The following is a 25,272-nucleotide window of genomic DNA, read 5'->3' on the forward strand; positions in this document are numbered from 1 at the left end:
TCCAAAGGCAAAGAGCGATGGGTATAATTCAGAAGCCAGGAAGCCAGGAGGGTTGAGAGAGAGGGAAAATAAAAAAGCCGCGACTGGCGCCGCGGCTTTGATCGTTGGGGGCGTGAAGCCCGTTCGATGATTTACTGGGCAGGAGCGGCGGGCGCGTCGGCGGGAGCCGCGGGCTGCTGCTTCTGACCTTCCATTTCCTTCATCGCGGCTTTGCGCGAGAGGCGGACCTTGCCGGAGCGTTCGTCGATGCCGACACACTTCACCCAGATCATCTCGCCCATTTTCACGACGTCTTCGGTGCGACGGACGCGGAAGTCGGCGAGTTCGCTGATGTGGCAGAGGCCTTCCTTGCCGGGCGTGCACTCGACGAAGCAGCCGAAGTCTTTGATGCCGGTGACGCGGCCGTGATAGAGCTTGCCGGTTTCAATGGGGGCGCCGCCGCCACCACCGCCGCCGCCTGCACCACCACCACAGAGACCGTCGATCTCGGCGATCGCGCGGTTCATGGCGTCGGCATTGTTCGAATACACGAACACCTTGCCGGAGTCGTCCTCGGCGATGTCGATCTGCGCGCCGGTCGTTTCCGTGATGCGGCGGATCGTCTTGCCACCGGGTCCGATGAGCAGGCCGATCTTTTCGGGATCGATCTGGATCGTCTGGATGCGGGGCGCGAACTTGCTGAGGTCGGCGCGGGGAGCCGGTAGCGAGGCGAGCATCGTCCGGAGAATCTCAACGCGCGCGTCGCGGGCCTGATGAATGGCGACCTTGGCGATTTCGAACGGCAGGCCGTTGATCTTCAGATCGAGCTGGAAGCCCGTGATGCCCTTGGTCGTGCCGGCGAGCTTGAAGTCCATGTCGCCGAAGTGATCTTCCTCACCGAGAATGTCGGTGATCGTGACCCACTTTGCGATCGAGCCGTCGGCGTTGTTGTCGGTCATCAGGCCGCAGGAAATACCCGCGACCGGAGCGATGATCGGCACGCCGGCGTCCATGAGGGCGAGACAGCCGCCGCAGATGGACGCCATCGAGGTCGAGCCGTTGGAGGCCATGATCTCGGAGACGACGCGGATGGAATAGGGAAACGCATCCTCGGGCGGGAGCACCGGGACGAGCGAACGCTCGGCGAGGGCACCGTGACCGACTTCGCGACGACCGGGAGCGCCGAAGCGGCCGGTTTCACCGACGGAGAACGGCGGGAAGTTGTAGTGTAGGATGAAGCTCTTCGACGTGGCACCGCCGGTGAGGCCGTCCATGTCCTGGGCTTCCTTGGTCGGCCCGAGCGTGGTGATGGCGATGTTCTGCGTGTCGCCACGCTGGAACGTCGCGCTGCCGTGCACGCGGGGGAGAACGCCGACCGAGGCGCTCAGCGCGCGGAGCGACTTCGCATCGCGGCCATCGGCGCGGACGCCCTTCTCGAGGACGTTCTTGCGGTAGGCTTTGTACTGGAGGTCTTCGAAGACGACGTTGAGGTCGACATCGGTGAACTTGCCTTCGCCGAGCTCGGCGAGGAGGGCGGCCTTGGCCTCTTCCTTCAACGTCTTCACGCCGCGGGAACGCTCGGCCTTTTCCTTGCCGAAGATGGCGGCGACGATGCGCTCGGTCGGGACGACGCGCTCGATGATGGCGCGGGCTTCGGCCGTGGCGCCGACGAGCGGGAACGTGCTCTTCGGTTTGCCGGCGAGGCGCTGGAGTTCCTCGATGGCGGTGATGATCGGTTGGATCGCACCGTGGCCGAACTCGAGAGCCTTGATGAACTCATCCTCGGGCATCTGGTCGGCGCTGCCTTCGATCATGAGCATGTCCTTCTTCGTGCCGACGTAGATCAGGTCGAGCGAGGAGGAAAACATCTGCTCGATCGTCGGGTTGGCCACGAAGGTGCCGTCGATGAGGGCGACGCGGACGCAGGCGATCGGCCCGTTCCACGGAATGTCGGAGATCGCGAGGGCGGCGCTGGCGCCGTTGACCATCGGGATGTCGGACTCGTTCAGCTGATCGGCCGACATGAGCTGGCCGATGATCTGGACTTCATTGAGCAGGCCCTCGGGGAAGAGGGGGCGGCAGGGACGATCGCAGAGGCGCGACGTGAGGATTTCCTTTTCGGACGGACGGCCTTCGCGCTTGAAATAACCGCCGGGGAAACGGCCGGCGGCGGCGTACTTTTCGCGGTAATCGACCGTGAGCGGGAACCAATCCTGGCCCGGCTTGGTGGTCTGCGCGATGCAGGCGGTGACGAAGACGTTGGTTTCGCCGACTTGAACGTTGACTGCGCCGTTGGCGAGCTGGGCGTAGGTGCCGGTGGAGAACGTGATCCCGAGGCCGGGCACGGTGACTGAATGTTTCTGTTGCATGATTTCGGACGATTCGGACGGATTGCGTGGCTGCGGATAAGACGAACCGGCCAGCGACACGCGACTGGCTTGGATCGTTTGGCTTCCGATGGACGGAAGCGGCGGCGGCGAGGGGAAGTGCCGCTGCGGGGATCGGACGGGGGTAACTCGGACCCGCTTTAATCAGCTCGCTCAGAGGCGAGAGATTTCCGTTTGGCGCCTTTCGGCTTCAAAGCAACAAACGGAAATGTCCCGGCCTGATCTCGAGTGTCGTAAACGACAACAGGCGACCCGCGGATCGGGTCGCCTGTGTGACGAAAGCGTTACTTGCGAAGGTTCAACTTCTGCAGCAGCTCGTTATACTTCGGCAGGTTGTGCCGCTTGAGATAATCGAGGAGCTTGCGACGGCGGGAAGCCATCTGCAGGAGCCCGCGGCGCGAGTGGAAATCCTTGCGGTGCGTGCGCAGGTGCTCGGTCAAATGATTGATGCGAGCGGTCAAGAGCGCGACTTGGACTTCGGACGAACCGGTATCCTTATCGTGAGTTTTGTATTCCTTGATGATTTCGGGTTTAACGACTGTGGTGGACATGGTTTTGTGGTTTGATTCACGACTGTAGGGAACCCTCGCGAGCTCCGTGGCGCCCGCCTCGCCCGAATGGAAATCGGGGTGAGCCGGCGTCACCGTTCCAATCCGGCGGAATGCCAGACCAGTCATGGTGGGCACCCGCAACCGGCGGGCACTCACTGACGCAAGAGGAGGAGGATTCGGAAACCACCACCCTCGCGCAAGCGCAAATTTCCGGGGCGGATCGGCTTATCAGCAGGGGAAAGGCCTCCGGCGTTTGGCAATAAGATGTCAAAGCGCGCCGGCCTCGAATCTCGGCCCGCGTTCCGGCGGCGAACTCACCGTGAACGTGATCAACCAGCCTTCAGGAACAGCGCCTTCACGTGTTCGCAGCCGCGAATCTGTTGGATGCGGGCCACGATCGACTCGCGGTGGTGAAAGAGCTCGTTCTGGACCACGGAGTGTTTGACGAGCACGACGAGCCGGTTGCGTTCGATCATTGCCGGATGCGAATAGGAGGCGTTGGCCGGACCGACGAGCGTCTTCCATTGCTCGCGAATCGTGTGCTCCGGCGAATCGCGCCCGATCTGATGCTTTTGCAACAACTGCTCCACGACTGTGGCGAACGACTGCGTCGCCCGCTTCTTGGAACGCTTCGGGTCATCAAAGCGCACGCCCCGCAATTCGCCCACGAGTTCCTCGGCGATGCGGCTGAATTGATGCGGCTCGGTTTTGTCGTCCATGGCGGCCTGCGGTGGGAGTCGATTACGCGTGAACCGATGCGATTAGCGAGAATGCGGATCGAGGCGCGGGTTGCTCTTGTAACCCTCTTCGTAAAGCCGGCTGTAGCGCACAAACGCCCCGAACGCCGTGGCGCACGCGATGTAAAACCCGGGATAGCCGTCGAGAAAGCCGCGCTTCAGCACGTACGCGCGGAAAAAGCGCCACCAGGGCCGGAAGAGCGCGGCCGACAGCGAGAAGTGTGCGCCCCGCGCCTGCTGCTGCCGCACGAAGAGATCCGCAAACGGAGTGATTTTCGCCACATGGCTCGAGAGCGTGGGAAACGAATAGTGGTGCAGGTCGCCGCGCAACGTCGCGACCGGCCCCTTGGCCTCGACCTTCTCATGGACGATGGCGTCGCCGCCCCAACGAGCCCGATCCCGATGGAACAACCGCAGGCTCAAATCCGGATACCAGTCGCCGTGCGTGATCCACCGGTCGATGAACCACACCTTGCGCGGGAAACGCGCGCCGGCGAACGTGGCGGCATCGGGCCGTGCGAGGAACGCCTCGATGTCACGACGGAGCGCGACGGACACTTCCTCGTCGGCATCGAGCGACAGGATCCACGGTTGGGTGGTGAGATCGGACGCGGCGTTCTTCGTGTCGCGATAGCCCCGCCAGGGCAGATGATGGACTTGGGCGCCGGCCGCGCGGGCGATGGCCTCGCTGGCGTCGGTGGTGTCGTTGAGCACCACCACGATTTCACCCACCCAGCCGCGCACGCTCGCCAGACAGCGCGGCAGGTTCAGCGCTTCATTTTTCGCAATGATCGCAACGGCGAGAGGGAGAGGCTGGGACGGCGAAACCACCGCCCGCCACTAAGGAACACTATTCCGGACTGCGGAAGCCGAAACCGGAGTTATTCCGGGACCGCGACCGCCCCCGGTCGCATGGATTTGGAATCCGTATGGAGGCCGCTTCGCTCCCACCGGCCGGCAGTGCCCTCAGATTTTCCCGCAAAGCGAACGCGGAATCTGGTAAAGGTAGCCGCACGACCGCCACGCGCGAACGAGCGCTTTCTTGGCGGCACCGGTGCGGACAATGAGCGCGTTGAGCAGCGCGACCCCGGTGAAGCCGAGCGCCTTGGCGACATTGGCGAAGAAGCGTCCGACCAGATAACCCTTGGCTCCGGGCTGGCCCGCGCGATCGATCACGCGCGATCGCGCCGAGTCGAACGCATGCCGCCGTGCGTAACGAAACGTTGTCCGGCTCGCCGGCATCTGGTGCTTCACCGCGGCGCCCGGCGAGAACCACACGTCCAGCCCCGCCGCGCGCACGCGTCGAATCATCTCGCTGTCGCCGCCGGAGAAGTAGTTGCCCGCCGCCCGGTCGAGCGCGGTGTGAAACGGCCCGAGTTGCTCGAACACCCACAGCGGAAACGCCAGGTTCGCGCCCATCGGCGAGTGTCGCGACTCGAGCGGCCCGAGGTCGGGACGAAAAGCCAGCGGCGCGTGCCACTCGCGCACCCAGTCAGGCAGGCCATCGGGAAAAACGGGAATCACCTCGCCGCCCACGGCGCCAATCCGACGCGCCGGATCGGCCAGCAGCGGCACGGTCATCTGCGCGAGCCAGTCCGGCTGGACCAGGATGTCGTCGTCGCCAAACACGAGGATGGCCCCGCGGGCCTCCGCGATCGCCCGATTGCGGGCGTAGTCGAGCCCCTGCTTCGTCTCCTGCACATAGCGGGGCGCCGGTTGCGCGGAAGCAAACTCCGCTACCACGGCGCGGGTGTGATCGGTCGAGTTGTTGTCGATGACGATGATCTCGAAATGGTCGCGGGGAAACTGCTGCGCCACGATGCCGGCCAGCGTCTGCCGCAGAAAGTCCGCCCGATTGTAGGTCGGGATCGCGACGGTGACTTTGATGACGGCGGACATGCGTCCCGAATGAAAATGGGATTGCCGACGAAAACCACGAAAAACACCCAGGCTGAAGGTGGCCCACGGAACACACGGAATACACGGAAGAATCAAACCTCCGGACTTCTTCCGTGTAGTCCGTGTGTTCCGTGGGCACCCCTCCGAAAAAAAGCTTCCCGACTCACGTTTCGCGGCGTTCTCTTCGCGACATGGCTTTCAAGCACTGGCCTCTCGTTCGCGACTTGCGCTTCGCCCAGAAGTGCGGGCGCTACCTACGCGGGGCCCGCAAGCGCCGGCCCGATCTCGCCTGGGATGAGTTTCACCGCATCGCGCGGCACTTCAAACAGGACGACATGGGCAGCTTTCCCGAGCGCGGTTACCTGTTTCAGCTCGCGAGCGATCTGCCGCCGCACGCTCAGGTCATCGAGGTCGGTTCGTGGATGGGGGCGTCGACGTGCTTCATCGCCGGCGGTCTCAAGGGCGAGCGGACCAAGATCTTCGCGGTGGATAATTTTCAGGGCCTCTCAACCTGCGGCGAGGACGCCGCGTGGTACAATCGGCACTTTCGGCAACTCGGCGCCAATTCCACCCTCGAGATCTTCCGCGAAAATTTCGCCGCGCTCGGCTTCACGTCGCGCAGTGAACCGGTCGTGAGCGACTCACTCGCCGCCGCGCGGACGCTCGAGTCAAAGCGCGGGACGATCGACTTCATCTTCATCGACGGCGATCATTCCTACGACGCCTGCAAGGCCGACATCCAAGCATGGGCGCCGTTTGTGAAACGCGGCGGTGTGATCGCGTTTCACGACTTCGGCAGCCGGGCCGACGGCGTGACGCGCGCGATCTTCGAGGAAACCAAGGCCGGCCGCTTCGCGGAGATTGTGGGCGTGGCGGGAACGATTATTGCGTTTCGGATGTGACGGCGGGCGCGGGTGAACTGCGGAGTGGGGATTGCGGACTGCGGATTGGGGGAAATCGGAACCCTTGGCGGACGCCAACTCGCCCCGTGGCTACGAGCGCCAGCGAGTGGAGGTTTGGCCACTCGCTGGCGCTCGTAGCCACGAAGCAAGTCCCATCGCAGTGAGCCGCTTAATCTACCCCACGTCCGCCGTTGTTTTCTCCGGCTCGAAAAAATCCGTAGTCCCCAATCCGCATTCCGCAATTGCTCACCGTCCCGTCGCGAGCGTGCGCGTGACGGCGGCGAACACGTCGTCGACGGCGAGTTTTCGCACGCAGTAGCTGCGGTACGAATCGTCGCGCACGCAGGCTGTCGGCGCGTCGGCACCGAGGCACGTACAGGGCAGGGGCGTCTGCAAAATCGTGTGCCGCGGTCCGAGCGGGCGCCAGATGGTGGCGTTCTGCGATCCGAATAACGCGACCACGGGTGTGCCGACGGCGGCCGCGATGTGCATCGGGCCGCTGTCATGACAGAGAAAGGCGTCGAATTGGGCGAGCAGCGCCGCGAGCTGGCCGACCTGCCGCGGCGACTCCAGCACCACGAGGTGCGTACTGGCCTTCGCGCGGATCTGCTCGACGAGCGCCTGCTCGCCCGGACCGGCGGTGAGAAATACCTGCGCGCCGAGCTGATCCTGCAGGTGATCGCACACCGCCGCGAAACGTTCCGCCGGCCACACGCGGAATGGACTGCGCGATCCGGGATGAACGAGCACCTTGTTGCCACCGCGCGCGACGAGTTTTTGCGCCCAAGCGAGATCGTCGGGGCGCGGCACCAGCCGCACTTCGTGCGAGTCGATCGGAACGCCAATCGCGGCGGGCAGCGCGAGGTACGTCGCGGTGATGTGGTGCGAATCGTAGAACGCGTTTGTGACCTGCGCCGTGTCCGTGTAGATCCACGCATGGCGGAACGGAATGAGCTCGCGGTTGAACGTGGCGCGCACGCCCGCGCCCGTCAGCCGCGTGATGAGCGCCGTCTTGTCCGTGTTGTCGAAATCCAGCACGTGCGTGAAGCCGTCGCGCCGCAGCGCCCGGATGAAACGCAGCCACGCGGCAAAGCCCCGCGGCAGCGTCAGGGCCGCGTCGACGTCGGGGTTGAGCCGCAGCACGCCGGCGTAGGCGGGCTCGGTGAGCACCGCGATCCACGCGGCGGGCCAGCGCAGGCGCAGGTTTCTCAGGACGCTGCCGAGCAGGACGATGTCACCAAGATAGCGTCTCCGGATCACCAGTACGCGTGGGACGCGGTTCGCGTGAATCTGCGATCGCTGCGGGGCGGACGACGTCGCCGTCGCTCCGCTGGTCTCGAAAGGCGATGCGGTCGGCATCAGGGCGCGGGCTGCAGCGCCGCGGTGCTTTGACGATCGTAAAGCGACTTGTAGAGCGCGTTGCCGGTGTGCAGCTCGCCGTGGCTGCCACTGGCGATGATCCGGCCGCGTTCGAAGACGAGGATCTTCGTGGCGTCGCGAATGGTGGAGAACCGGTGGGCGATGATGAAAACGGTTTTGCCCACGACGAGCTTCTGCAGCGCGGTCTGGATGAAGCCCTCGCTCTCGCTGTCGAGCGCGCTGGTCGCCTCGTCGAGAATGAGAATCGGTGCATTGCGCAGAAATGCGCGCGCGAGCGCGACGCGCTGGCGCTGTCCGCCGGAAAGCGAGGCGCCGCGTTCGCCGACGATGGTGTCGTAGCCCTGCGGCAAGGTCTTGATGAAATCGTGCGCGAACGCATCGCGCGCCGCCTGCTCGACCTCGGGGCGCGTGGCGTCGGCGCGCCCCAGCATGAGATTGGCGAGGATCGTGTCGTTGAAGAGCACGGGATCCTGCGAGACGATCGCGATGTTGCGCCGCAGATCGGCTAGCCGCATGGCGCGGACATCGATGCCGTCGATGGTCACCCGGCCGGAAGCGACTTCGTAAAAGCGCGGCACGAGATTGGCGAACGTGGTCTTGCCCGCGCCGCTCGGCCCGACGAGCGCGCAGACGGTGCCGGCGGGAATCGCGATGCTCACCTCGGTCAGCACCGGCAGATCGGACTTGTAGGCAAAGGAGACCTGTTCGAACGCCACGTCGCCGCGCAACCGGCCGACGGCCACCGGTTGGGCCGGGTCGGCAATGACGAGCGGTTCGTTGAACACGTCGTCGAGCCGCGCGAGGGCCGCGGAGCCCCGTTTCAGCTCGCTGTTGATCGCCCCCAGTTTCTTCACCGGGTCGTAGCACATGTAGAGCGCGGACAGAATCGACATGAACACCGCGAGCTCGAACCCGGCGCGATAGACATAGATCAGCGTGGCCGCGATCCCGAGGGCGCTGATGAACTCAATCGCCGGCGTCAGGAATCCCGCGTACTTGACCGCCTTCATCTGGTAAGTGACCAGCATCCGCGTCGCCCGGCCAAAGCGTTCCTCCTCGCGCTGCTCGAGCCCGAAGGCGCGCACTTCCTTGGCGGCGCCGATATTTTCGGAGAGCGCGCCGGTGACTACGCCCATCTCCGCCTGCAGCTGATTCGCGCGACGCTGAAGGTGTTTGCCGACGTAGCGGACGGGAAAGACGCACAGCGGAATGCTGCACAGGCAGAGCAGCAGGAAGGCGACGTCGTGGTTGGCGAGTGCCAGCCAGGCGAGATAACCGATGGCGCCGAGCAGTTGGGCGGGTTGCTTGAACAGATCGTTGGCGACGCTCGTGAGCGTGAACTGCAGCTGGTTGGTGTCCGCGATGCCGCGCGAAATGAGATCGCCCGTTTGCCGCGTCGCGAAAAACGCGAGCGGCAGCACCTGCAGGCGCGAAAAGAAATCGAGCCGGAGCCGTTCGAGCACCCGCACGCCGCAGAGCGTGATCAGGTAGGTGTTGAGGTAGCCCGCGACGCCGCGGATGAGGAACACGGCCGGGATCAGCGACGCGTAGCCGAGAATCTGGAGGAACGAGAGCGTCGCTGCGCCCTTGTCGAAGAGCCGCGGCAGCACTTCCTTGATGATGTAGTTTATCGCCAGGCCGCTCGCCGCGCCGTAGATGACCGCGAAGAAGAGCGCGCCAAACAACGGTCCGCGCACGGCGCGCAGGTATTTGAGATAGGGACGGAAGCGGCGCATCAGGGCTGGAGCACGCTATGGAACGCGGTGTGGGCGGCCCGTTCCACCCCAAACTTCAGTCCTTCGACGACCGCACATCCAGCGCGTCACGCAGGCCATCGCCGAGGAAGTTGAGCGACAGGAGCGTCAGGGAGAACAGCGCGGCGGGAAACTGCAGCAGCCACGGGTACTCTTCCATCTTCTCCGCGCCGTCCTTGATCAACACGCCCCACGAACTCATCGGCGGCTGCACGCCGAGGCCGAGGAAACTGAGAAACGCCTCGAGCAGCATCACGGCCGGGATCGTCAGGGTCGTGTACACGATGATCGGGCCGAGAATGTTCGGCAGGATGTGCCGGAAGATGATCCGGCGCTTGCCGTAGCCGATCGATCGCGCCGCCTCGATGAACTCCATCTTCTTCACGGCCATCACCTGGCTGCGGACGATGCGCGCCATGGTGAGCCACTCGACCGCGCCAATCGCGACGAAGAGCAGGATGATGTTCCGGCCGAAAAACACCATGAGCAGAATGACGAAGATCGGAAACGGCAGGGAGTAGATGATGTCCACCGTCCGCATCATGAAGGCGTCGAGCTTGCCGCCGAAGAAGCCCGCCACCGCGCCGTAGACGACGCCGATCGTGAGCGCGACAAACGTGGCCGCGAGACCGACGCCCAGCGACACCCGGCCGCCGTAGAGCAGGCGCACCAGCAGATCGCGGCCGAGTTGATCCGTGCCCAGCCAGTGCGTGCCACTCGGGGGCGAGAACGTGTTGGCCAGTTCCTGTTGCTCGTAGCCGAAGGGCGAGATCCACGGGCCGACCACGCACGCGAGGGTCACGAGCCCGAGTGCCCACATTCCGAATACTGCGAGCTTGTTCTTGCGCAGCCGCAGCCAGGCATCGTGCCAGAGCGAGTTGCCCTTTTCGAGCGGCTCGGCGACGACGGCGGCGAGAGTGGGAGTGAGGGATGACATCGGAGGTGCCCGCGAATCACGCAAATCGGCGCGAATGGAAAAACAGGGAATTTTGATTCGCGTGCATGCGCGTGATTCGCGGGCGATCAGGGGTGTTCACGATTCGAGGCGGACCTTCGGGTTCATCCACGCCTGGATAATATCCACGAGGAGGTTCAGCGCCATGATGAGCACCGCGTAGAGAATCACCGTGCCGAGCACCAACGTGTAGTCGCGGTTGAAGGCGCTGTTCACGAACTCGCGGCCGATGCCCGGAATCTGGAAGATCGTTTCGATCACGAACGAGCCGGTGAGGATGCCCGCGACCGCCGGTCCGAGATACGAAACCACTGGCAGCAGGCCGCCGCGCAACGCGTGGCGCAGCACGACGCGCCACTCGGAGGCGCCCTTGGCGCGCGCGGTCCGGATGAAATCCTGATGCAGCACCTCGAGCATGCCGCCGCGCGTAAGGCGCGAAATCGGTGCGGCGTACGCGAAGCCGAGCACGAGCGCGGGCAGGACGCGATCGGCCGGACCGTACCAGCCGGAGGCGTTGAACCAGCCGAGATGAATTGCAAAGGCGAGGACCAGCAGCGGGCCGATGACAAAGGTGGGAATCGAGATGCCCGCCATGCCGAAGGTCGACGCCGTGTAATCGATCCAGGTATTGCGCCGGACCGCGGCGAACGTGCCGAGCGTGATGCCGAGGACGAGCGCGATGCCGAGGGCGAGCGCGCCGAGCTCGGCGGAGACGGGCACCTTGTCGGCGATGATCTCGTTGACGGTGCGGTTCGGGTACTTGAACGACGGGCCGAGATCGCCGTGCGCGAGGCTGCCGAGGTAGTCGAGGTACTGTTTCCAGAGCGGCTTGTTCAGCCCGTAGTGCGCCTCGAGGTTGCGCAGGATTTCAGGGGTGACCGCCTTCTCCGCCGTGAACGGCCCGCCGGGCACGAAGCGGATCATGAAGAACGTCGCGGTGATGACGAGAAACAGGGCCAGCAACGACTGCAGGAAGCGCGACGTGATGAAACGGAGCATGGGTCAGGTGTCAGATGGCAGAACTCGCAGCTGAGACAAGGGGGAATCGGCGGCGGCCTGGGTGAGCGGCAAGTGGAGCTTCGAGACGTGATTTCGGATTGGGGTCGGCTGCTGCGGAGGTCATCACTCGTCCGACAGGATTTTCCCGACTCGTTCCTTCAAGAGGTTGAGCGCGACGGATTGCGGATGCGCGGCCTGCGCGTAATTGAGTCTCATCCGGAGGCTGCGGGGATCCAAGAGATCGCGAATGTCCGAGGGTGAGTCCGGCCGGGCCTTTGCGAACGCGGCAAACGCGCGCTCGAACTCGCCGATGGCGGCCGGCCCCGCTTCGAGCACGCGCGCGAGGCCGGAGCTCACGGCTGCGGCGAGGGGATCGCCTTGGCTGCGTTGAATCTGACTCAGGCTTTCCCAGCCCTCGGCGCGGTGCGGCGCCAGCTCGGCGGCCTTCGTGGCATCGATGAGCGCGCTGCGTTCGAAGCCGGCCGCCAGCCGCGCGCGAGCGCGCGCCACGCGGGCCAGGGCGGCGGCGAGTTCGTCGCCCGTCGTCGCCTCGACCGCCTGATCCAACGCCACGCGGATGCGCTCGGCCTCGGGCGTCTCCGCGAGCAGCGCGCGCGCTTTGGTCTGCGCCTTCTCCCATTGCGCCGCGGTCGTTTCTTCCGCGGTGAGCAGCGGCTCCACCAGATCCCGGATGAGTTCCCATTTGGTTTTCTCCGCCTTGAGGCCCCAGCTGTAATACATCTGCACAACATACCAGGCGACCGGCTGGCCGCTCGCGTCGTCGAGATTCGGCGTGCACATGGCGCCCTCGATCGCGGCGGTGTGCAGCCATTTCATGCCGCGGGCCTTGTCCTGCGGGAGCCATTCGAAGCGATCGGGACGCTCGAGGGCGTCGTCGCGCGCGTTGTCGCCGGTGACGAGCAGATAGCCGAGGTAGGTCTGGGCCCACAGATTGTTGGTTTCCGCCAGCGCGGTGAGACGCGCTTCAGCCAGCGCGCGGAAACGCCGGCTGAGGTCCGCATTTTTCGGAAAGCCGCCGAAACCACTGGCGTGGAAATACGCGAGGGCGAGCGGCGCGAGCGGATGCCCGAGGCCGGCGCTTTGCGCAAAACAATCGAGCGCGAGGCCGAGATCGCGTTCGGCTTCGTCGAGTCCCTGCCACGCTTCGTAAGCGGCGTGAAAGCGGGCGTCGGCTTCGGGATCGTAGGCCGTCGGTTCGACGGTCTTTTCCCAGATCGCGAGTTGGGTCTCCAACCGCGCTGCGGTGGACGCCAACGCGACGAACTCCACCCGCTGCGTGTCCGTCGCGCTGAGGTCCTCAGCGGAAAGCATGACGTCGCTTTGGATCGGCTGGCCCTCGAAATCCCATTTCTGCAGGTGCGCTTTCCACTGCTCGGTTTCGCGCAGGGCGGCGGCGCGGGCGGCGGCGAAGTCGGCGTCGCTGACTTTGGGGTCTCGCGCGATTTTGAGAAACTGCGCTTTTTGCGGCGCGAGCGTGAGCGTGGCGTCGCGCCATTTCCGGCTGAGGTTATTGTTAGCCGAGCGGAGTCGACGCGAGTTGCCGTCATGGCCGTCGAGCAGGGCCGCAAGCGTCGCCACCGCCCCCGGATCGCCGGCCTGCGCCGCGGTTTCAAGGCGGGCTTGCAGCGCCTGTTCGTAGGCGCCGCCGAGATCGAGACGTTGGCGTTTGGCGTAGACGAAGAGCTGCACCTGCGCCGGCAAATCGCCAAGCGCGGCGGCCTCGAACCATTTGGCGCGCGCTTGATCGCCGGCGGTGCGGGCGAGGGCGTTGCCTTCATCGCGCAGGGCCGCGACGCGCGCGGTGTCGGCCGCGGCCACGGTGCCCGGCAGGATGACCGTGCCATCAGCCCGGCGGAATTTGGCCAGGACCGATTGCAGCCAGCGGCGACTATCGCGCGCCGCGAGTTGAGCCTCATCGGTGCTGGCGATCGCACGCTCGATGGCTTGGCGCTGGCGCGGCGGCATCGACGCGGGCAGGAGGGCGCCGTGGCGCAGCGCCGCTGCGCGATCCACGGGATTGCCGCGCGCGCCGGAGTAGTGAAACGCGAGCGGAATGTTCGCGGCGGCATCGCCGGCTTGCGCGGCAGCGAGGAATTTTTTTTCCCACAGCGGCCACTGCTCGCGCACGAAATCGGCGTGCGTTTTCCAGAACGGATCGCCGTCGAGATCCTCGTTGTAGTAACCGTTTTTCGCGGGCGAAAAAAAGGCGCGGGCCGCGGCCTCGTGGCCGAGTTTGGCGGCGGCGAGAAAATAGGAGATGCCGCTGCGTCCGGTGGCGATTTCGCTGCCCCGCCAGTCCCTGGTGTCGGTGAACTCGCCGAGTTCGTAGATCGTGGACGCATCGCCGGCCGCGATGACATCCTCAATAAACGAGGCGGACACCGGGGCTGGTTCTCCTTTTTGCAACGCGGCGAAGCGTCGCTCCAGCATCGCCCGGGCGCTGCGCGCATGGCGTTTCCAAAATTCGATTTTCAGCGCCTTGAGATCAGCGCGGTCCTTGTCGAAGAGCGGGCGATTCTGCGCGCGGTCATACCACTGCGCCGCGAGATCAGCATTCTGGGGCAGGACCTGGCCCAGGTCGTAGGCGACGGCCAGTTCTCGGCACGCCTCGAAGGCGATGCGTTGAAAATCGCCCCGGCCCAGAAACCCGTTGTCACGCTGCTTCGATTCGTCGAAGGCCGCCGCCTTCTCGAGCCACTCGCGGGCTTTGGCGGCATCGGGGCTGACGCCGTAGCCGCGCATATAACATACGCCGAGCCCGAGCTGCACCTCGGGCCAGTCGGGATTGGACGCGGAGAAAAATCCGAACGCACGTGCCGGTGTCGCGTTGGGGCCTTGGTAGACGAGGCACATCTGCCCGAGCCGCAGCCGTTCCCAGAGCGCCTTGGAGCCATGGAGCAGCGCCTGTCCCTCGTAGTAGAGGAATTCCTCCCGCGGCGATTCCATCGCGCGCCGCGGCGGGGCGACGAGCGGGGCCTTGCCGGCGGTCTCCTTCCTCACCACCTCCCAGTCGCCGCGCGAGTACGACGACTCGTTGCGCAACCGCTCCTGCGCGGCGCGCTGCTCGGCCTGGCGACTGCGCTCCCACGCGGCTCGTTCGGCGGCGGTGGACGCGCGCTGCTGCGGCGTTTGGGAATATTTCTGCTCCCACGTTCGCCGGTCCTCGGTGAAGCGCTGCTGTGCCTGCCCGGAGGTCGCGTAGTTCGTCGGCGACGAATAGGAGCGCGACGGGGTGTTCGGACTCGAACTGCGGCTCGAGGACGACGACGAGTACGAGGGCGAGGAATAGGAACGCGACGGTGGCGGCCGCGGGGGCGGCGTGGAGTAGGCGCGCGAGAGGGCCTGGGAATACGATTTGTATTCGCGGTCGAGGCGCGACTGGTAGGGATCAACCGCCCGCGCGACGAGCCCACCGAGGGTCAGCGCTGCGGCGACTCCAATGACGCGTATAGAAATCCGAAACATCGGCCGACCATGCCGAAGGGGCCCGGGATAGAAAGAAGGAACCGCCTCCGCGATCGGTTTCGGCTGCGTGCGACGCGACCGCGCCACGGGCGCGGATCACTGCTCGAGGTAGATGTACTTGTACGGGTGGTTGTCCAGCAGCGTGGGATAGAATCCCTTCACCTTCGGACTGAGCGCAGCCACCTTCGTGTAGTAGTAGATTGGGATGATCGGAAGTTCGTCGACGAGGATGGCTTCCATCTTCTGGTAAATCTCGTAACGCGCCGTGTCATCGGGGGCGGCTAGAGCGGCTTGCAGGAGTCGGTCGTACTCGGCGTTGCTCCAGTTCGTGTCGTTGTTGCCGTTGCCTGTCTCCCAGATCTCGAGAAACACGTGCGGGTCGACGTAGTCCGCGATCCACCCGCCGCGCATCATCGTGAAATTCTTCGTGTGCTGCATGTCCAGATACACCTTCCACTCTTGGTTGGTGAGCTGGATGTTCACGCCGAGGTTCGTCCGCCACATCTGCTGGATGGCTTCGGCGATGGCGCGGTGATTCTCCGACGTGTTGTAGAGCAGATCGATCACCGGCAGGCCCTTGCCCTCGGGAAAACCCGCCTCGGCGAGGAGACGCTTGGCGTCGTCGAGCGTGCCCTTGAGCTGGGCGCGCGGCGTGTAGCCGGCGGTGCCGGGATAGGTCACGGCGTAGGCGGGTTGCTGGCCGCCGCGGGTGACGTTCTTCACGATGCTCTCGCGGTTGAGCGCGAGCGCGAGGGCTTTGCGGACGCGCTTATCGTTCAGCGGCGGCCGCGCGACATTGCAGCGATAAAAGTAGATGCCGAGGTAAGGATCGATGCGCAGCGATTCCGGATAGTTTTTTCGGTAGGTATCGATCTTGGCGTTGGGCAGCTCGTTGGTCATGTGCACCTGGCCGGTGCGGAAATTCCGTTCGTCCGTCGAGATGTCGTCGGTCGGCAGAAAGTGAATCTCGTCCAGCTTCACGGTCTTCGCGTCCCAGTAGTGCGGATTGCGCACGGTGACCACGCGTTGATTCGGCGACCACTCCTTCAGCATGAACGGCCCGCTCGCCACGAGGTTGCCGGCGCGGGTCCAGGCGGTCCGCTTCTGATCGACCGGCCCGAATTTCGCGATGACCTTCACCGGCACTGGCGTCCACGCGTAGTGGCTGGCGATGATCTTCATCAGGTACGGCGTGGGGCTGCGGAGCGTCGCCTGAAACGTCCGCTCGTCGATCACCTTGAAGCCGACCTGGGAGAAATCGGTGATCTTGCCGTCGTAGTAGTCCTTGGCGCCGACGACGAAGTTGTAGATCAGATACGCATATTCGGCCGCGAGCTTCGGCGAGAGCATGCGCTTGTAGGACTCGAGGATGTCGGTCGCGGTGATCGGATCACCGTTGGACCACTTGGCGTTCGCGCGGAGATGAAACGTGTACACTTTGCCGTCGGGCGAGATGTCCCACTTCTCGGCGATGCCGGGCACCGGGTGCAGGTCCTTCGGGTCCTCGGCGGCGAGGCCCTCGAACAGCGCCATCATGATCTTGTGCTCGGGCACGCCCGTGATCGTCTGCGGGTCGAGATCCTGCGGCTCGCTGCCGTTGCCGACGCGCCAGATTTGCTCCTTGGCGAGCTGGCCGGGAACGGCGGCTTCGGCTTTTGCCGCCGACGCGGTGGTGGACGGAGTCGGATCTTTTTTTCCGCAGCCCGTGAGGAATGTACCGAAGGCCAGAAGGGTGAGAAGCAGGAGGGGACGTCTCAGCATCCGGCGAAGGAAAGGCGGGTACGGCTTATCTGCAAGCATCCGCGGCCGGATGATGATGCGTGGAGGTTTTCTTCGGGGACGGTGTCGATCTCTGGGAGCGCGGCCGCCCTCGGTCGCATCCGGGCAAGGGGACCGGGGACGGTCCCCCTACCTTGCGAGCATCAGCGCATCGCGCCGCGCCTTGAACTCGTTGCCGGGTTTCCATGCCGGCCACGTGTTTCCATTCGCAATCTGCAGCCCGAGCTGAAGCAGGAACTCACAGTCCTGCGCGGCGCCCTCGAAGGTCCAGTGCGGTTTCACTTCGTCGCTGACTTGATGATAGTCCTTGGCGATGTACTCGGCGACAACCTTGTCAGCGAAGTCCGCCGGCTGCCCGATGAACGAACGGCCCGCCCTGGGGTAGAACGCCGGCACCCCTACCTTCGCAAACTCGAAGTGATCGCTGCGGTAGTACGATCCGCGTTCCGGATACGCGTCGGCCTGCACCGTGCGACCCTGCGCAGCTGCCACGGCTCCGGCGAGATCGTCGATGGTGGAGGCGCCGAGGCCCACAATTTCAAGATCGTTGGTCCGGCCAAACTGGTTCGCACCGTCCATGTTGATCACGGCGAGCGTCCGTTTGAGTGGATACAGCGGATTGCGCGCGTAGTGCCGGGAGCCGAGCAGGCCCTTCTCCTCGGCCGTCACGGAAAGAAACACGATGCTCCGTTTCGGCTTTCGCGCCGCCGGCAGCGCCTGGATTCCCTGGGCAATTTCCAGCAGCACCGCCACGCCGGCGGCGTTGTCCGCGGCACCGTTGTAGATCTGATCGCCCTTCAACCGCTCGTCGCGGCCGAGGTGATCCCAGTGCGCGTTGTAATAGACGTATTCGTTGCGCAGCTGCGGATCGGTGCCGGGCAGCAGGGCGACGACGTTCCGCGACTCGACGTTGCGCAAGGTCGTGTCGACGGTGAAGGACGCCTTCGCGCCGAGCGGCACGGGACGAAACGCGCGCGTGACGGCGGATTTCTTCAGCGCGTCAAAGTCGTGACCGCCGGCCGCCATCAGTCGTTTCGTGGCGTCGAGCGTGAGCCAGCCGGAGAGCCCGACGTGCCCGGCGTTGCCGTCGGCCGCGCGGATCTCGAAGTTCTCGCGCGACCAGCTGTTGACCACGACGCCGAACGGATAGGCGGCCGCCGCAGTCTCGTGCACGATGAGGCACGCAGCCGCGCCTTTCGCGGCGGCGCTCTCATACTTGTACGTCCAGCGCCCGTAGTAGGTCATGGCCTTGCCGCCGAACACCGCGGGATCGAGCTGGCCGGTCTTCGCGTCGATCACCGGCGGATCGTTGATCAGCATGACCACGGTCTTGCCGCGGACATCGACGTCCTTGTAGTCATCCCAGCCGAATTCGGGTGCGACCACGCCGTAGCCCACGAAAACGACGTCCGTGTCCTTCGCCTCGACGCGCGGCGTCACGCGGCTCGAGAACCCGACGAAATCGTTGATCGCTTCCATCGGCACGGCCTTGCCGCCGGCGGTGATCGTCAGCGTGGGTTTGGCCGTCATGCCCACCAGCGGCACGTCCTGCACGAAGGTGCCGTTGGGATTGCCGGGCTGCAGTCCGAGCCGTTTGAACGCGTCGATCAGGTACGCGACGGTCTTTTCCTCACCGGGCGTCCCCGGTCCGCGGCCTTCGAAGGCGTCGGAGGAAATCTCGCGCGTGCGGGCGAGCAGGCTGGCGGCGGAAATCCCCGGGGTCGGCTCCGCGGCGATCAACGCCACCGCCGTCGCGGCGAGGGCGAGGCCGGCCGAAGTGAGGTTAGTTTTCATGGAGTTGAATACCTTGGTAACAGCGGGCCCAGAGTCCGTCCTCCTGCCAGCCACGCACGCGCGGCGACATGAGCCAGATCTTGGCGTTGAAATAAATCGGCGTGAGCGCGGCCGACTCCAGCAGGCGGCTTTCGGCTTCGCGCAGGGCCGCGGTGCGGGCGACGGAATCGCCGAGCGTGGCGGCGCGGGCGAGGGCTGCGTCGAATGCGGGATCGCCCCAGTGCGGATAGTTTTCCGGCGCGCCCGTGACAAAATCGCCGAGCAGCTCAAATGCGTCCGCGACGTCCGGAATCGCGGTGATGAAACCGATGTCGTAGTCGCCCGCCGCGAGCGAGCTCAGGTGGACCTTGGCGTCGCGCGTGGCGATCGTGACGTCGACGCCGAGCTCGCGCCGCCACCCCGCCTGGATGGCCTCGAGCACCGGCACCTGTGACGTGGACCACGCGGTGACTTCGAGCCGCGGGAAATTTTTGCCCCCGGGAAAACCCGCCGCCGCGAGCAGCTGGCGGGCCGCGCCGGCATCGAAGCGATGGGCCTGCGGCGACGCTGTCGTCGCGCCCGTCCACAACACCGGCGGCACAAACGTCGTCGCCACCGGCTGGCCGCCGCGCAGCACGTGTTCGACGATCGCTGGCCGGTCGATGGCCAGTGCGAGGGCCTGGCGGACGCGCGTATCCTTCAAGGTGGGACGCGCACAATTGAAACTCAGGTAACGCGTCTCGATCATCGCCGCGCGGTGCAGCTCGGCCGGGCGCTCCTTCGCGTAGCCTTCGACCTTGCTGAACGGCACGGCCATCGTGGCTTCAATCTGGCCCGCGCGATACGCGCGATCCTCGCTGTCTCCGCTGTCGAAGCGGACGAAGTGCAGCTCGCTCAAGCGCACGCCCGCGGCGCCATGCCAGCGCGGGTTCTTCTTCGCGACGATGCGCTGGTCCGCGCGCCATTCGGCGAGCGTGAACGGCCCGTTGCCGACGAAGTGCTCGGGCCGCGTCCAGGTGCGACCGTGTTTCGCCGCGAGATCGGCGCGCACCGGCAGCCAAGGGCCGCTCGCCACGTAGTAGGGAAAACGCGGCGTGGGCTGGGCGAGCGTGACGACCAGCGTGCGGGCGTCGGCCGCGCGGAAACCGACGGCGGAAAACTCGGTGAGCGCACCGGTGACGAACGCGCGGGCGTTGCGGACGGGAAAGAACACGACGGCCTTCGGCGCTGCGGTCGCGGGCGTGAGCGCGCGGCGGTAGGCTTCGACGAAGTGCGTCGCCGTGACCGGCTGATCGTCCGACCAGCGTGCGTCCGGCCGCAGGTGAAACGTGTAGGTGAGGCCGTCGGGCGACACGTCGAAGCGCTGGGCGACGCCCGGCTGCGGCGGCCCGCCGTTTTCGCCGGGAATCAGCAGGCCTTCGAGCAGCGCGCGCAGGATGCCGAATTCGTCGGGCAGCGAGGTTTTGACCGGATCGAGATCGACCGGCTCGTTGCGCTGACTGAGGCGCAGAATCGACGTCGCGGCGGAGGCGGCGGATGATGCGGCTGGCTTCTCGCTGCGTTGGCCGCAGCCGGTGAGCGCAAGCGCGAATCCAACCAACCCGCAGACGATCGCGGCCAGGCGTGGGAGCGCAGGCGTCGTCGCCTGCAATCGCTCCGAGCAGGCGGGGAAGCCTGTGCTCCCGGGTTCAGCGCTCGAGCCACACATGCTTGTACGGGTGGTGATCGAGCAGCGTGGGATGCCAGCCCTTCACCGAGGGCTGCAGCAGGAACACGTGCGTGTTGTAGTAGATCGGGATGATCGGTGCCGCCGCGAGCATCAGGGCTTCGGCGCGTTGCAGTTGCGCGGCGCGGGCGGCAGGATCGGCGGTGCGCGCCGCGCCAAAGATCAGGGCGTCGTATTCCTGATTCGCCCAGCCCGTGTGATTGTTGCCGCTGTCGCTGCGCCACAGATCGAGGAAGTTGGTCGCGTCGAGATAATCGGCGGCCCAGTCGGAGAGCAGAATTTGAAAACGACCGGCGCGGCGCTCCGACAACACCACCTTGAACTCCTGGTTGATCAGCCGGACGTCGAGGCCGAGCTCGCGTCTCCACATTTCCTGGACGGCCTCGGCGACGAGCCGGTGATTGGCCGAGGTGTTGAAGAGCAGCTCGAGCGGCGGCAGGCCGCGACCCTCGGGAAAGCCGGCTTCCTTCAGCAGGGCGCGCGCGGCTTCGGGATCAAACGTGGCACCGAGGGGCGGCGTGTAGCCGGGCAGGCCGGGTGGCGTGATCGACGTCGCGGGCTGCTGGCCGCCGCGCAGGATCTTTTCGACGATGGCGGTGCGGTCGACGGCGAGCGCGAGGGCCCGGCGCAGGCGTTCGTTGTTCAACGGCGCCTGCCGCAGATTCAGCCGGAAGAAGTACGTGTTGAGGTACGGATCCGTGCGCAGCAGCTGCGGCGAGTTGCGGCGGTAGGCGTCGACTTTGCCATAGGGCAGCACGTACGTGACGTGCAGCTGGCCGGAGCGAAACGCACGCTCCTCCGCGTCGAGGCTCTCGATCGGATAGAAATGGATGCCCTTCAGTCGCACCGTGGCGGCATCCCAGTAGGTCGATGATTTTTCGACGATGATTTCGCGATTAGGCTGCCATGTCTTCAGGACGAACGCGCCGTTGCCGACGAGGCGGCCCGGACGCGTCCACGGCACCCCGCGGGTAAACGCATCGCCGTGCGGCGTGATCGCCGCGATCGGCACCGGCAGGAACGCGGCGTGCGTGAGCAGCGAGAGGAAGTGCGCCGCCGGATGCGCGAGGGTCACTCGGAGTGTACGCGCGTCGACGGCCTTCACGCCGACGGTGGCGAAGTCCTTGGACGCGCCCTTGTGGAACGCCTCGGCGTTCTGAATCACGTAAAGGAAGCCGGCGTTCTCCGCGCCCAGCGTGGGCGTGAGCACGCGGCGCCAGGACTCGACGAAGTCGGTCGCGGTGACGGGGGTGTTGTTTGACCACTTCGCCTCGGCTCGGAGGAAGAACGTGTACGTGAGCTGGTCCGGTGAAACCTCCCAGCGCGCTGCGACGCCCGGCACCGGGTGCAGGTCGACGGGATCCTCGATCACGAGGCCCTCGAACAGCGCGGAAACGAGATCGACCTCGGCGATGTTGGTGGCGACGTGCGGATCGAGATCGGTCGGGTCGGCGCCGATGCCGCGATGCAGCACCTGATCGCGATTGCCGCGATCGACATTCGATTCGCGTTTGAAGCAGCCGGCCGCGGTGAACAGCGCGACGCCAGCGAATAGCAGGCGGAGGAAAGGACGCATGGGTTCAGGCTTTCGCAATGAGCGCCACCGCGTGGGCGGCGATGGCGAGGCCGCGGCCGAGATCGCCAACGCCCTCGTTGGTCGTGGCCTTGATCCCGATGTTCGTGACGGGCAGGTGGGTGGATTTGGCGAGGGCGGCCTTCATCTCGGCGATGCGCGGATAGATTTTCGGTTTTTCGGCGATGACGCTCACGTCGATGTTGCCGATGGCGAAACTTTTTTTCGACAGCTCGGCGCAGACCCGCGCGAGCAGCACCTGCGAGTTGATGTTCTTGTACGCCGGGTCCGTATTCGGAAAAAAATGACCGATGTCCGGCAGGCCGGCCGCGCCGAGCAGGGCGTCGCACACCGCGTGGGTCACGCAATCGGCGTCGCTGTGGCCATCGAGCCCAAAGTCGGTGTCGAAGGTCACGCCGCCGAGCACCAGCGGCCGCCCCGCGACAATCCGGTGAATATCGTACCCGTGGCCGATCCTGAAGTTCATGCCGGAATCCTAGTGACGGCGGCCGCGGAATACACGGAAAAGAAACGGGAGCGCCGGCGTCCCGCCGGCTCCGATTCCGGCTGCAGGCGGGACGCCTGCGCTCCCGTCAGACGACGGCTTCGCGGCCCAGCAGGAATTCCACGTACGCGAGATCGCCGGGCGTCGTGAGCTTGGGATTGGGCTGCGAATTTTCGAGGAGCGCGATCGGATGGCCGAGCAGCTCCACGGCCTGAGCGTCGTCGGTGACGTGGAGCGAACGCGCCGCGACGCGCGTGTAGGCGCGGTCAATCAGGGTGCGCGAAAAAACCTGAGGCGTTTCCATCGCCCAGAGCCGGGAGCGGTCGAGCGTGCGGAGCCGGGCGTCGTCGCGATGTTCCTTGATCGTGTCCGTGACGCGATGCGCGAGCACCACGGCGTGTTCGCGGCGGACAATCTTGTGCAACGCCACCAGCTGTTCCGGTCGGATCAGCGGGCGGGCGCAGTCGTGAATGAAGACGTGCTCGATGTCGGCCGGGAGCGCGCCGAGGGCGTTCATCACGGAGTCCTGACGCTCGCGTCCGCCGTGGACGTGCACGGAGGGCGTCGGACTGTAGGCGGATAGCTCCATCATCTGCCGCTGATCGCGATAGACGACCACGTAGAGATCGGCGGTCGCGCTCTGCATGAACGCCGCGACCGAGTAGGCGAAGACCGGGCGGCCGGCGAGCGGCGCGAGGACCTTGTCGGCCACAGCTCCCTGCATGCGCGAACTACTGCCGGCGGCGAGAAGGATGGCGGCGGTGCGGGACATGGCGGTGGGGGATGGGGATCAGGGGGGGCAGGGGACGGGTGACAGTGGGCAGGGGACAGGTGGTGGAGAAGAGAAACCGGAAACCGAAAACCGGAAACAGGTGGCGGAAGACTAGGGCGGAGTTGAGTGGTAGAGAGTGCGTTCGTGGGCGTTGGGTTCCAGTTCAGTATCGTCTGTCACCTGTCTCCTGTCTCCCGTCCCCTGTCCCCTGTTCTCCCCCTCCGTCCTTCATCCGACCGCGGCGAGTTCGGCGAGGATGGCGCGGGCGGCGGCGGCGGGGTCGGGGGCTTTGAAAATCGGGCGGCCCACGACGATGTAGGTCGCGCCGGCGCGGGCGGCTTCCCCGGGTGTCATGATGCGCGTCTGGTCGTCGGCCTTGGCGTCGCGCGGTCGAATCCCGGGCGTGACCAACGCCACGCCGGGCGGCAGCACGGCGCGGAGCGGGGCGATTTCGAGCGGAGAGCACACGAGGCCGCGCAGACCGGAGTCGGCAGCGAGCCGGCCGAGGCGGACGACCTGGTGCTCGGGCGAATCGACCGGACCCGTTTCGGCCAGGCCGGCGGCGCTCATCGAGGTCAGCACGGTGACGCCGAGCAGGAGCAGGTTGGGCGCGTGCTGCTGACGGGCCTTGTCGGCCCACTGCATCATCTCGCGTCCGCCGCAGGTGTGCAGCGTGAGCATGCCGATGGGCAGCTTGGCGCAGGATTCAACGGCTTTGGCGACGGTGTTCGGGATGTCGTGGAGCTTCAGGTCGAGAAACACATTGAAGCCGAGGCCGGCGATTTCGCGCACGCAATCGGGCCCGCAGGCGGTGAACATTTCGAGGCCGACCTTCACCCAGCGAACGGTCCCCTGCAACTGGCGCAGGGTCGGCGCGACTTCGCGCGGTGATTGGGCGTCGAGGACGAGGATTAAGTCACAAGCCATGCGTGAATCCACTAATGAACAGGAATGAGGCCAACTGAAGACAAAAGGAGCGATGCCATGAGGTGCTGCAGAAAAGAGAAACCACGAAACACACGAAAGCTAACCGGACATTCGATTGCCTGCTCGTCGATAGATGAGGGGTGTGCGGGTCGCTCTGAGGTGGAACATCACCTTTTTCGTGTAGTTCGTGTGTTTCGTGGTTAACCCCTCCGTTCGCCGCGAAAACAAAGCTTCTCTTCCCCGCTGTCTCCGACTTTCTGATGCGATTACGTTTGAGCCCGATTTCGATCTTCGCGCCCGCTAAACTGAATCTCTTTCTCGCCGTCACCGGGCGGCGGCCGGATGGGTTTCACGATCTCGTTTCGGTGGCGGCCCCGCTCGATTTTGGCGACACGCTGCACGCGACGCCGGCGGCGTCGTTCTCGCTGACCTGCACTGACCCCGAGGTGCCGTGCGATGCGACCAACCTGGTGTTGAAGGCCGTTGCGGCCTTCGTGGCGGCGACGCGCTGGGATGGGGCGGTGGCGTTTGCCCTCGAGAAACGGATTCCGATGGGCGCGGGACTGGGCGGCGGAAGCAGCGACGCCGTCGCGGCCCTGCGCGCGCTCAACACCGTGGCCGGTCCGCGCTGGGCGCTGCCCCCCGACGATCTGGCTGCGGTGGCCGCGAGCCTCGGCTCGGATTGTCCTCTTTTTCTGCAGGACGGGCCGGTGGTGATGCGCGGTCGAGGCGAGCGGCTCAGTCCGCTGCCGCCGGACGCGGCGTCACGGTTGCGCGGTCGTCGCGTGCTGGTGTTCAAACCCGGCTTCGGCATTGCCACGCCGTGGGCGTACGGGCGGCTCGCGGCGGTGGCACCGGCGGGTTACCTGCCGGCGGAGGCGGCGGAGGCGCAGCTGGCGGGCTGGACCGACGATCCGAGCCGTGCGGCCGAGACCCTGCTTTTTAACAACATGGAGCCGCCCGCGTTCACGAAATTCGTCGCGCTGCCGGCGCTGATCGAAATGTTGCGGGCGCGATTTGGGCTGAACGCACGCATGAGCGGCAGCGGCAGCGCGTGTTTCGCGTTCCTGGCCGACGGCGTGGACGCCGTGCCGATCAGCGCGGCGATTCGCGAGGCCTGGGGTGAATCCGCATTCGTAATTCAAGCCCGCATCACGTAAATCCGAATTGACCCTCTCAGCGATGGCC

Annotated in this window: 19 protein-coding genes; 2 read left to right on the forward strand and 17 right to left on the reverse strand. The window is 65.5% G+C overall.

The features are described from left to right. Window positions 1-131: 131 nt before the first annotated feature. From pnp to ACLJEU_RS04640, 5 genes are all read right to left on the reverse strand, one after another. On the reverse strand, window positions 132-2,348 hold the full coding sequence (gene pnp, locus ACLJEU_RS04620) for a polyribonucleotide nucleotidyltransferase (protein WP_414660738.1): 2,217 nt from the start codon (window positions 2,346-2,348) through the stop codon (window positions 132-134). A gap of 302 nt (window positions 2,349-2,650) precedes the next feature. Then, entirely contained in the window at window positions 2,651-2,917 is a 267-nt protein-coding gene (rpsO, locus tag ACLJEU_RS04625; protein WP_414661067.1) for a 30S ribosomal protein S15, read from the reverse strand. A 329-nt stretch (window positions 2,918-3,246) separates the two neighbouring features. Then, window positions 3,247-3,636, reverse strand: a complete 390-nt coding sequence (locus ACLJEU_RS04630) for a DUF721 domain-containing protein (protein ID WP_414660737.1) — start codon at window positions 3,634-3,636, stop codon at window positions 3,247-3,249. A 42-nt stretch (window positions 3,637-3,678) separates the two neighbouring features. Then, on the reverse strand, window positions 3,679-4,485 hold the full coding sequence (locus ACLJEU_RS04635) for a glycosyltransferase family 2 protein (RefSeq protein ID WP_414660736.1): 807 nt from the start codon (window positions 4,483-4,485) through the stop codon (window positions 3,679-3,681). A 135-nt stretch (window positions 4,486-4,620) separates the two neighbouring features. Beyond that, a complete protein-coding gene (locus ACLJEU_RS04640) occupies window positions 4,621-5,553 on the reverse strand; it encodes a glycosyltransferase family 2 protein (protein ID WP_414660735.1) in 933 nt (310 codons plus the stop codon). A 191-nt stretch (window positions 5,554-5,744) separates the two neighbouring features. Between ACLJEU_RS04640 and ACLJEU_RS04645 the strand changes: the two genes are divergently transcribed. Beyond that, window positions 5,745-6,455, forward strand: a complete 711-nt coding sequence (locus ACLJEU_RS04645) for a class I SAM-dependent methyltransferase (RefSeq protein WP_414660734.1) — start codon at window positions 5,745-5,747, stop codon at window positions 6,453-6,455. Between the two features lie 246 nt (window positions 6,456-6,701). Here the strand turns inward: ACLJEU_RS04645 and ACLJEU_RS04650 are convergent, their stop codons facing one another. The 12 genes from ACLJEU_RS04650 to pyrF form a co-directional block, all read right to left on the reverse strand. Then, the gene (locus ACLJEU_RS04650; protein ID WP_414660733.1) at window positions 6,702-7,814 is read right to left on the reverse strand and encodes a glycosyltransferase family 9 protein; all 1,113 of its coding nucleotides are present in this window, start codon (window positions 7,812-7,814) and stop codon (window positions 6,702-6,704) included. Further along, on the reverse strand, window positions 7,814-9,571 hold the full coding sequence (locus ACLJEU_RS04655; protein WP_414660732.1) for an ABC transporter ATP-binding protein: 1,758 nt from the start codon (window positions 9,569-9,571) through the stop codon (window positions 7,814-7,816). Before ACLJEU_RS04655 ends, ACLJEU_RS04650 begins: the two co-directional genes overlap by 1 nt. Before the next feature lie 55 nt (window positions 9,572-9,626). After that, on the reverse strand, window positions 9,627-10,526 hold the full coding sequence (locus tag ACLJEU_RS04660) for an ABC transporter permease (protein WP_414660731.1): 900 nt from the start codon (window positions 10,524-10,526) through the stop codon (window positions 9,627-9,629). A gap of 96 nt (window positions 10,527-10,622) precedes the next feature. Next, on the reverse strand, window positions 10,623-11,543 hold the full coding sequence (locus ACLJEU_RS04665; RefSeq protein ID WP_414660730.1) for an ABC transporter permease: 921 nt from the start codon (window positions 11,541-11,543) through the stop codon (window positions 10,623-10,625). Between the two features lie 123 nt (window positions 11,544-11,666). Further along, window positions 11,667-15,029 carry a hypothetical protein gene (locus tag ACLJEU_RS04670; RefSeq protein WP_414660729.1) on the reverse strand — a complete coding sequence of 1,121 codons (3,363 nt, stop codon included), beginning with the start codon at window positions 15,027-15,029 and terminating at the stop codon, window positions 11,667-11,669. 96 nt (window positions 15,030-15,125) lie between these two features. Then, window positions 15,126-16,790, reverse strand: coding sequence for a peptide ABC transporter substrate-binding protein (locus tag ACLJEU_RS04675; protein ID WP_414660728.1), 1,665 nt, complete (start codon window positions 16,788-16,790; stop codon window positions 15,126-15,128). A 147-nt stretch (window positions 16,791-16,937) separates the two neighbouring features. Further along, the gene (locus ACLJEU_RS04680) at window positions 16,938-18,602 is read right to left on the reverse strand and encodes a M28 family peptidase (protein WP_414660727.1); all 1,665 of its coding nucleotides are present in this window, start codon (window positions 18,600-18,602) and stop codon (window positions 16,938-16,940) included. Next, a complete protein-coding gene (locus ACLJEU_RS04685) occupies window positions 18,592-20,181 on the reverse strand; it encodes a peptide ABC transporter substrate-binding protein (protein ID WP_414660726.1) in 1,590 nt (529 codons plus the stop codon). The genes ACLJEU_RS04680 and ACLJEU_RS04685 overlap by 11 nt, the downstream gene beginning before the upstream one ends. An 88-nt stretch (window positions 20,182-20,269) precedes the next feature. Further along, window positions 20,270-21,883, reverse strand: coding sequence for a peptide ABC transporter substrate-binding protein (locus ACLJEU_RS04690; protein WP_414660725.1), 1,614 nt, complete (start codon window positions 21,881-21,883; stop codon window positions 20,270-20,272). 4 nt (window positions 21,884-21,887) lie between these two features. Next, a complete protein-coding gene (ispF, locus tag ACLJEU_RS04695; protein ID WP_414660724.1) occupies window positions 21,888-22,367 on the reverse strand; it encodes a 2-C-methyl-D-erythritol 2,4-cyclodiphosphate synthase in 480 nt (159 codons plus the stop codon). A 106-nt stretch (window positions 22,368-22,473) separates the two neighbouring features. Beyond that, window positions 22,474-23,157 (reverse strand): 2-C-methyl-D-erythritol 4-phosphate cytidylyltransferase, encoded by a 684-nt coding sequence (gene ispD / locus ACLJEU_RS04700; protein ID WP_414660723.1) that lies wholly within the window; start codon window positions 23,155-23,157, stop codon window positions 22,474-22,476. A 228-nt stretch (window positions 23,158-23,385) separates the two neighbouring features. Beyond that, window positions 23,386-24,084, reverse strand: coding sequence for an orotidine-5'-phosphate decarboxylase (gene pyrF / locus ACLJEU_RS04705; RefSeq protein WP_414660722.1), 699 nt, complete (start codon window positions 24,082-24,084; stop codon window positions 23,386-23,388). A 260-nt stretch (window positions 24,085-24,344) separates the two neighbouring features. Here pyrF and ispE point away from each other — a divergent pair, with 260 nt between their 5' ends. After that, on the forward strand, window positions 24,345-25,244 hold the full coding sequence (ispE, locus tag ACLJEU_RS04710) for a 4-(cytidine 5'-diphospho)-2-C-methyl-D-erythritol kinase (RefSeq protein WP_414660721.1): 900 nt from the start codon (window positions 24,345-24,347) through the stop codon (window positions 25,242-25,244). The last annotated feature ends 28 nt before the right edge of the window (window positions 25,245-25,272 follow it).

Source organism: Terrisphaera buseokensis (assembly GCF_047521145.2).
Classification (GTDB): Bacteria; Verrucomicrobiota; Verrucomicrobiia; order Opitutales; family Opitutaceae; genus ER46.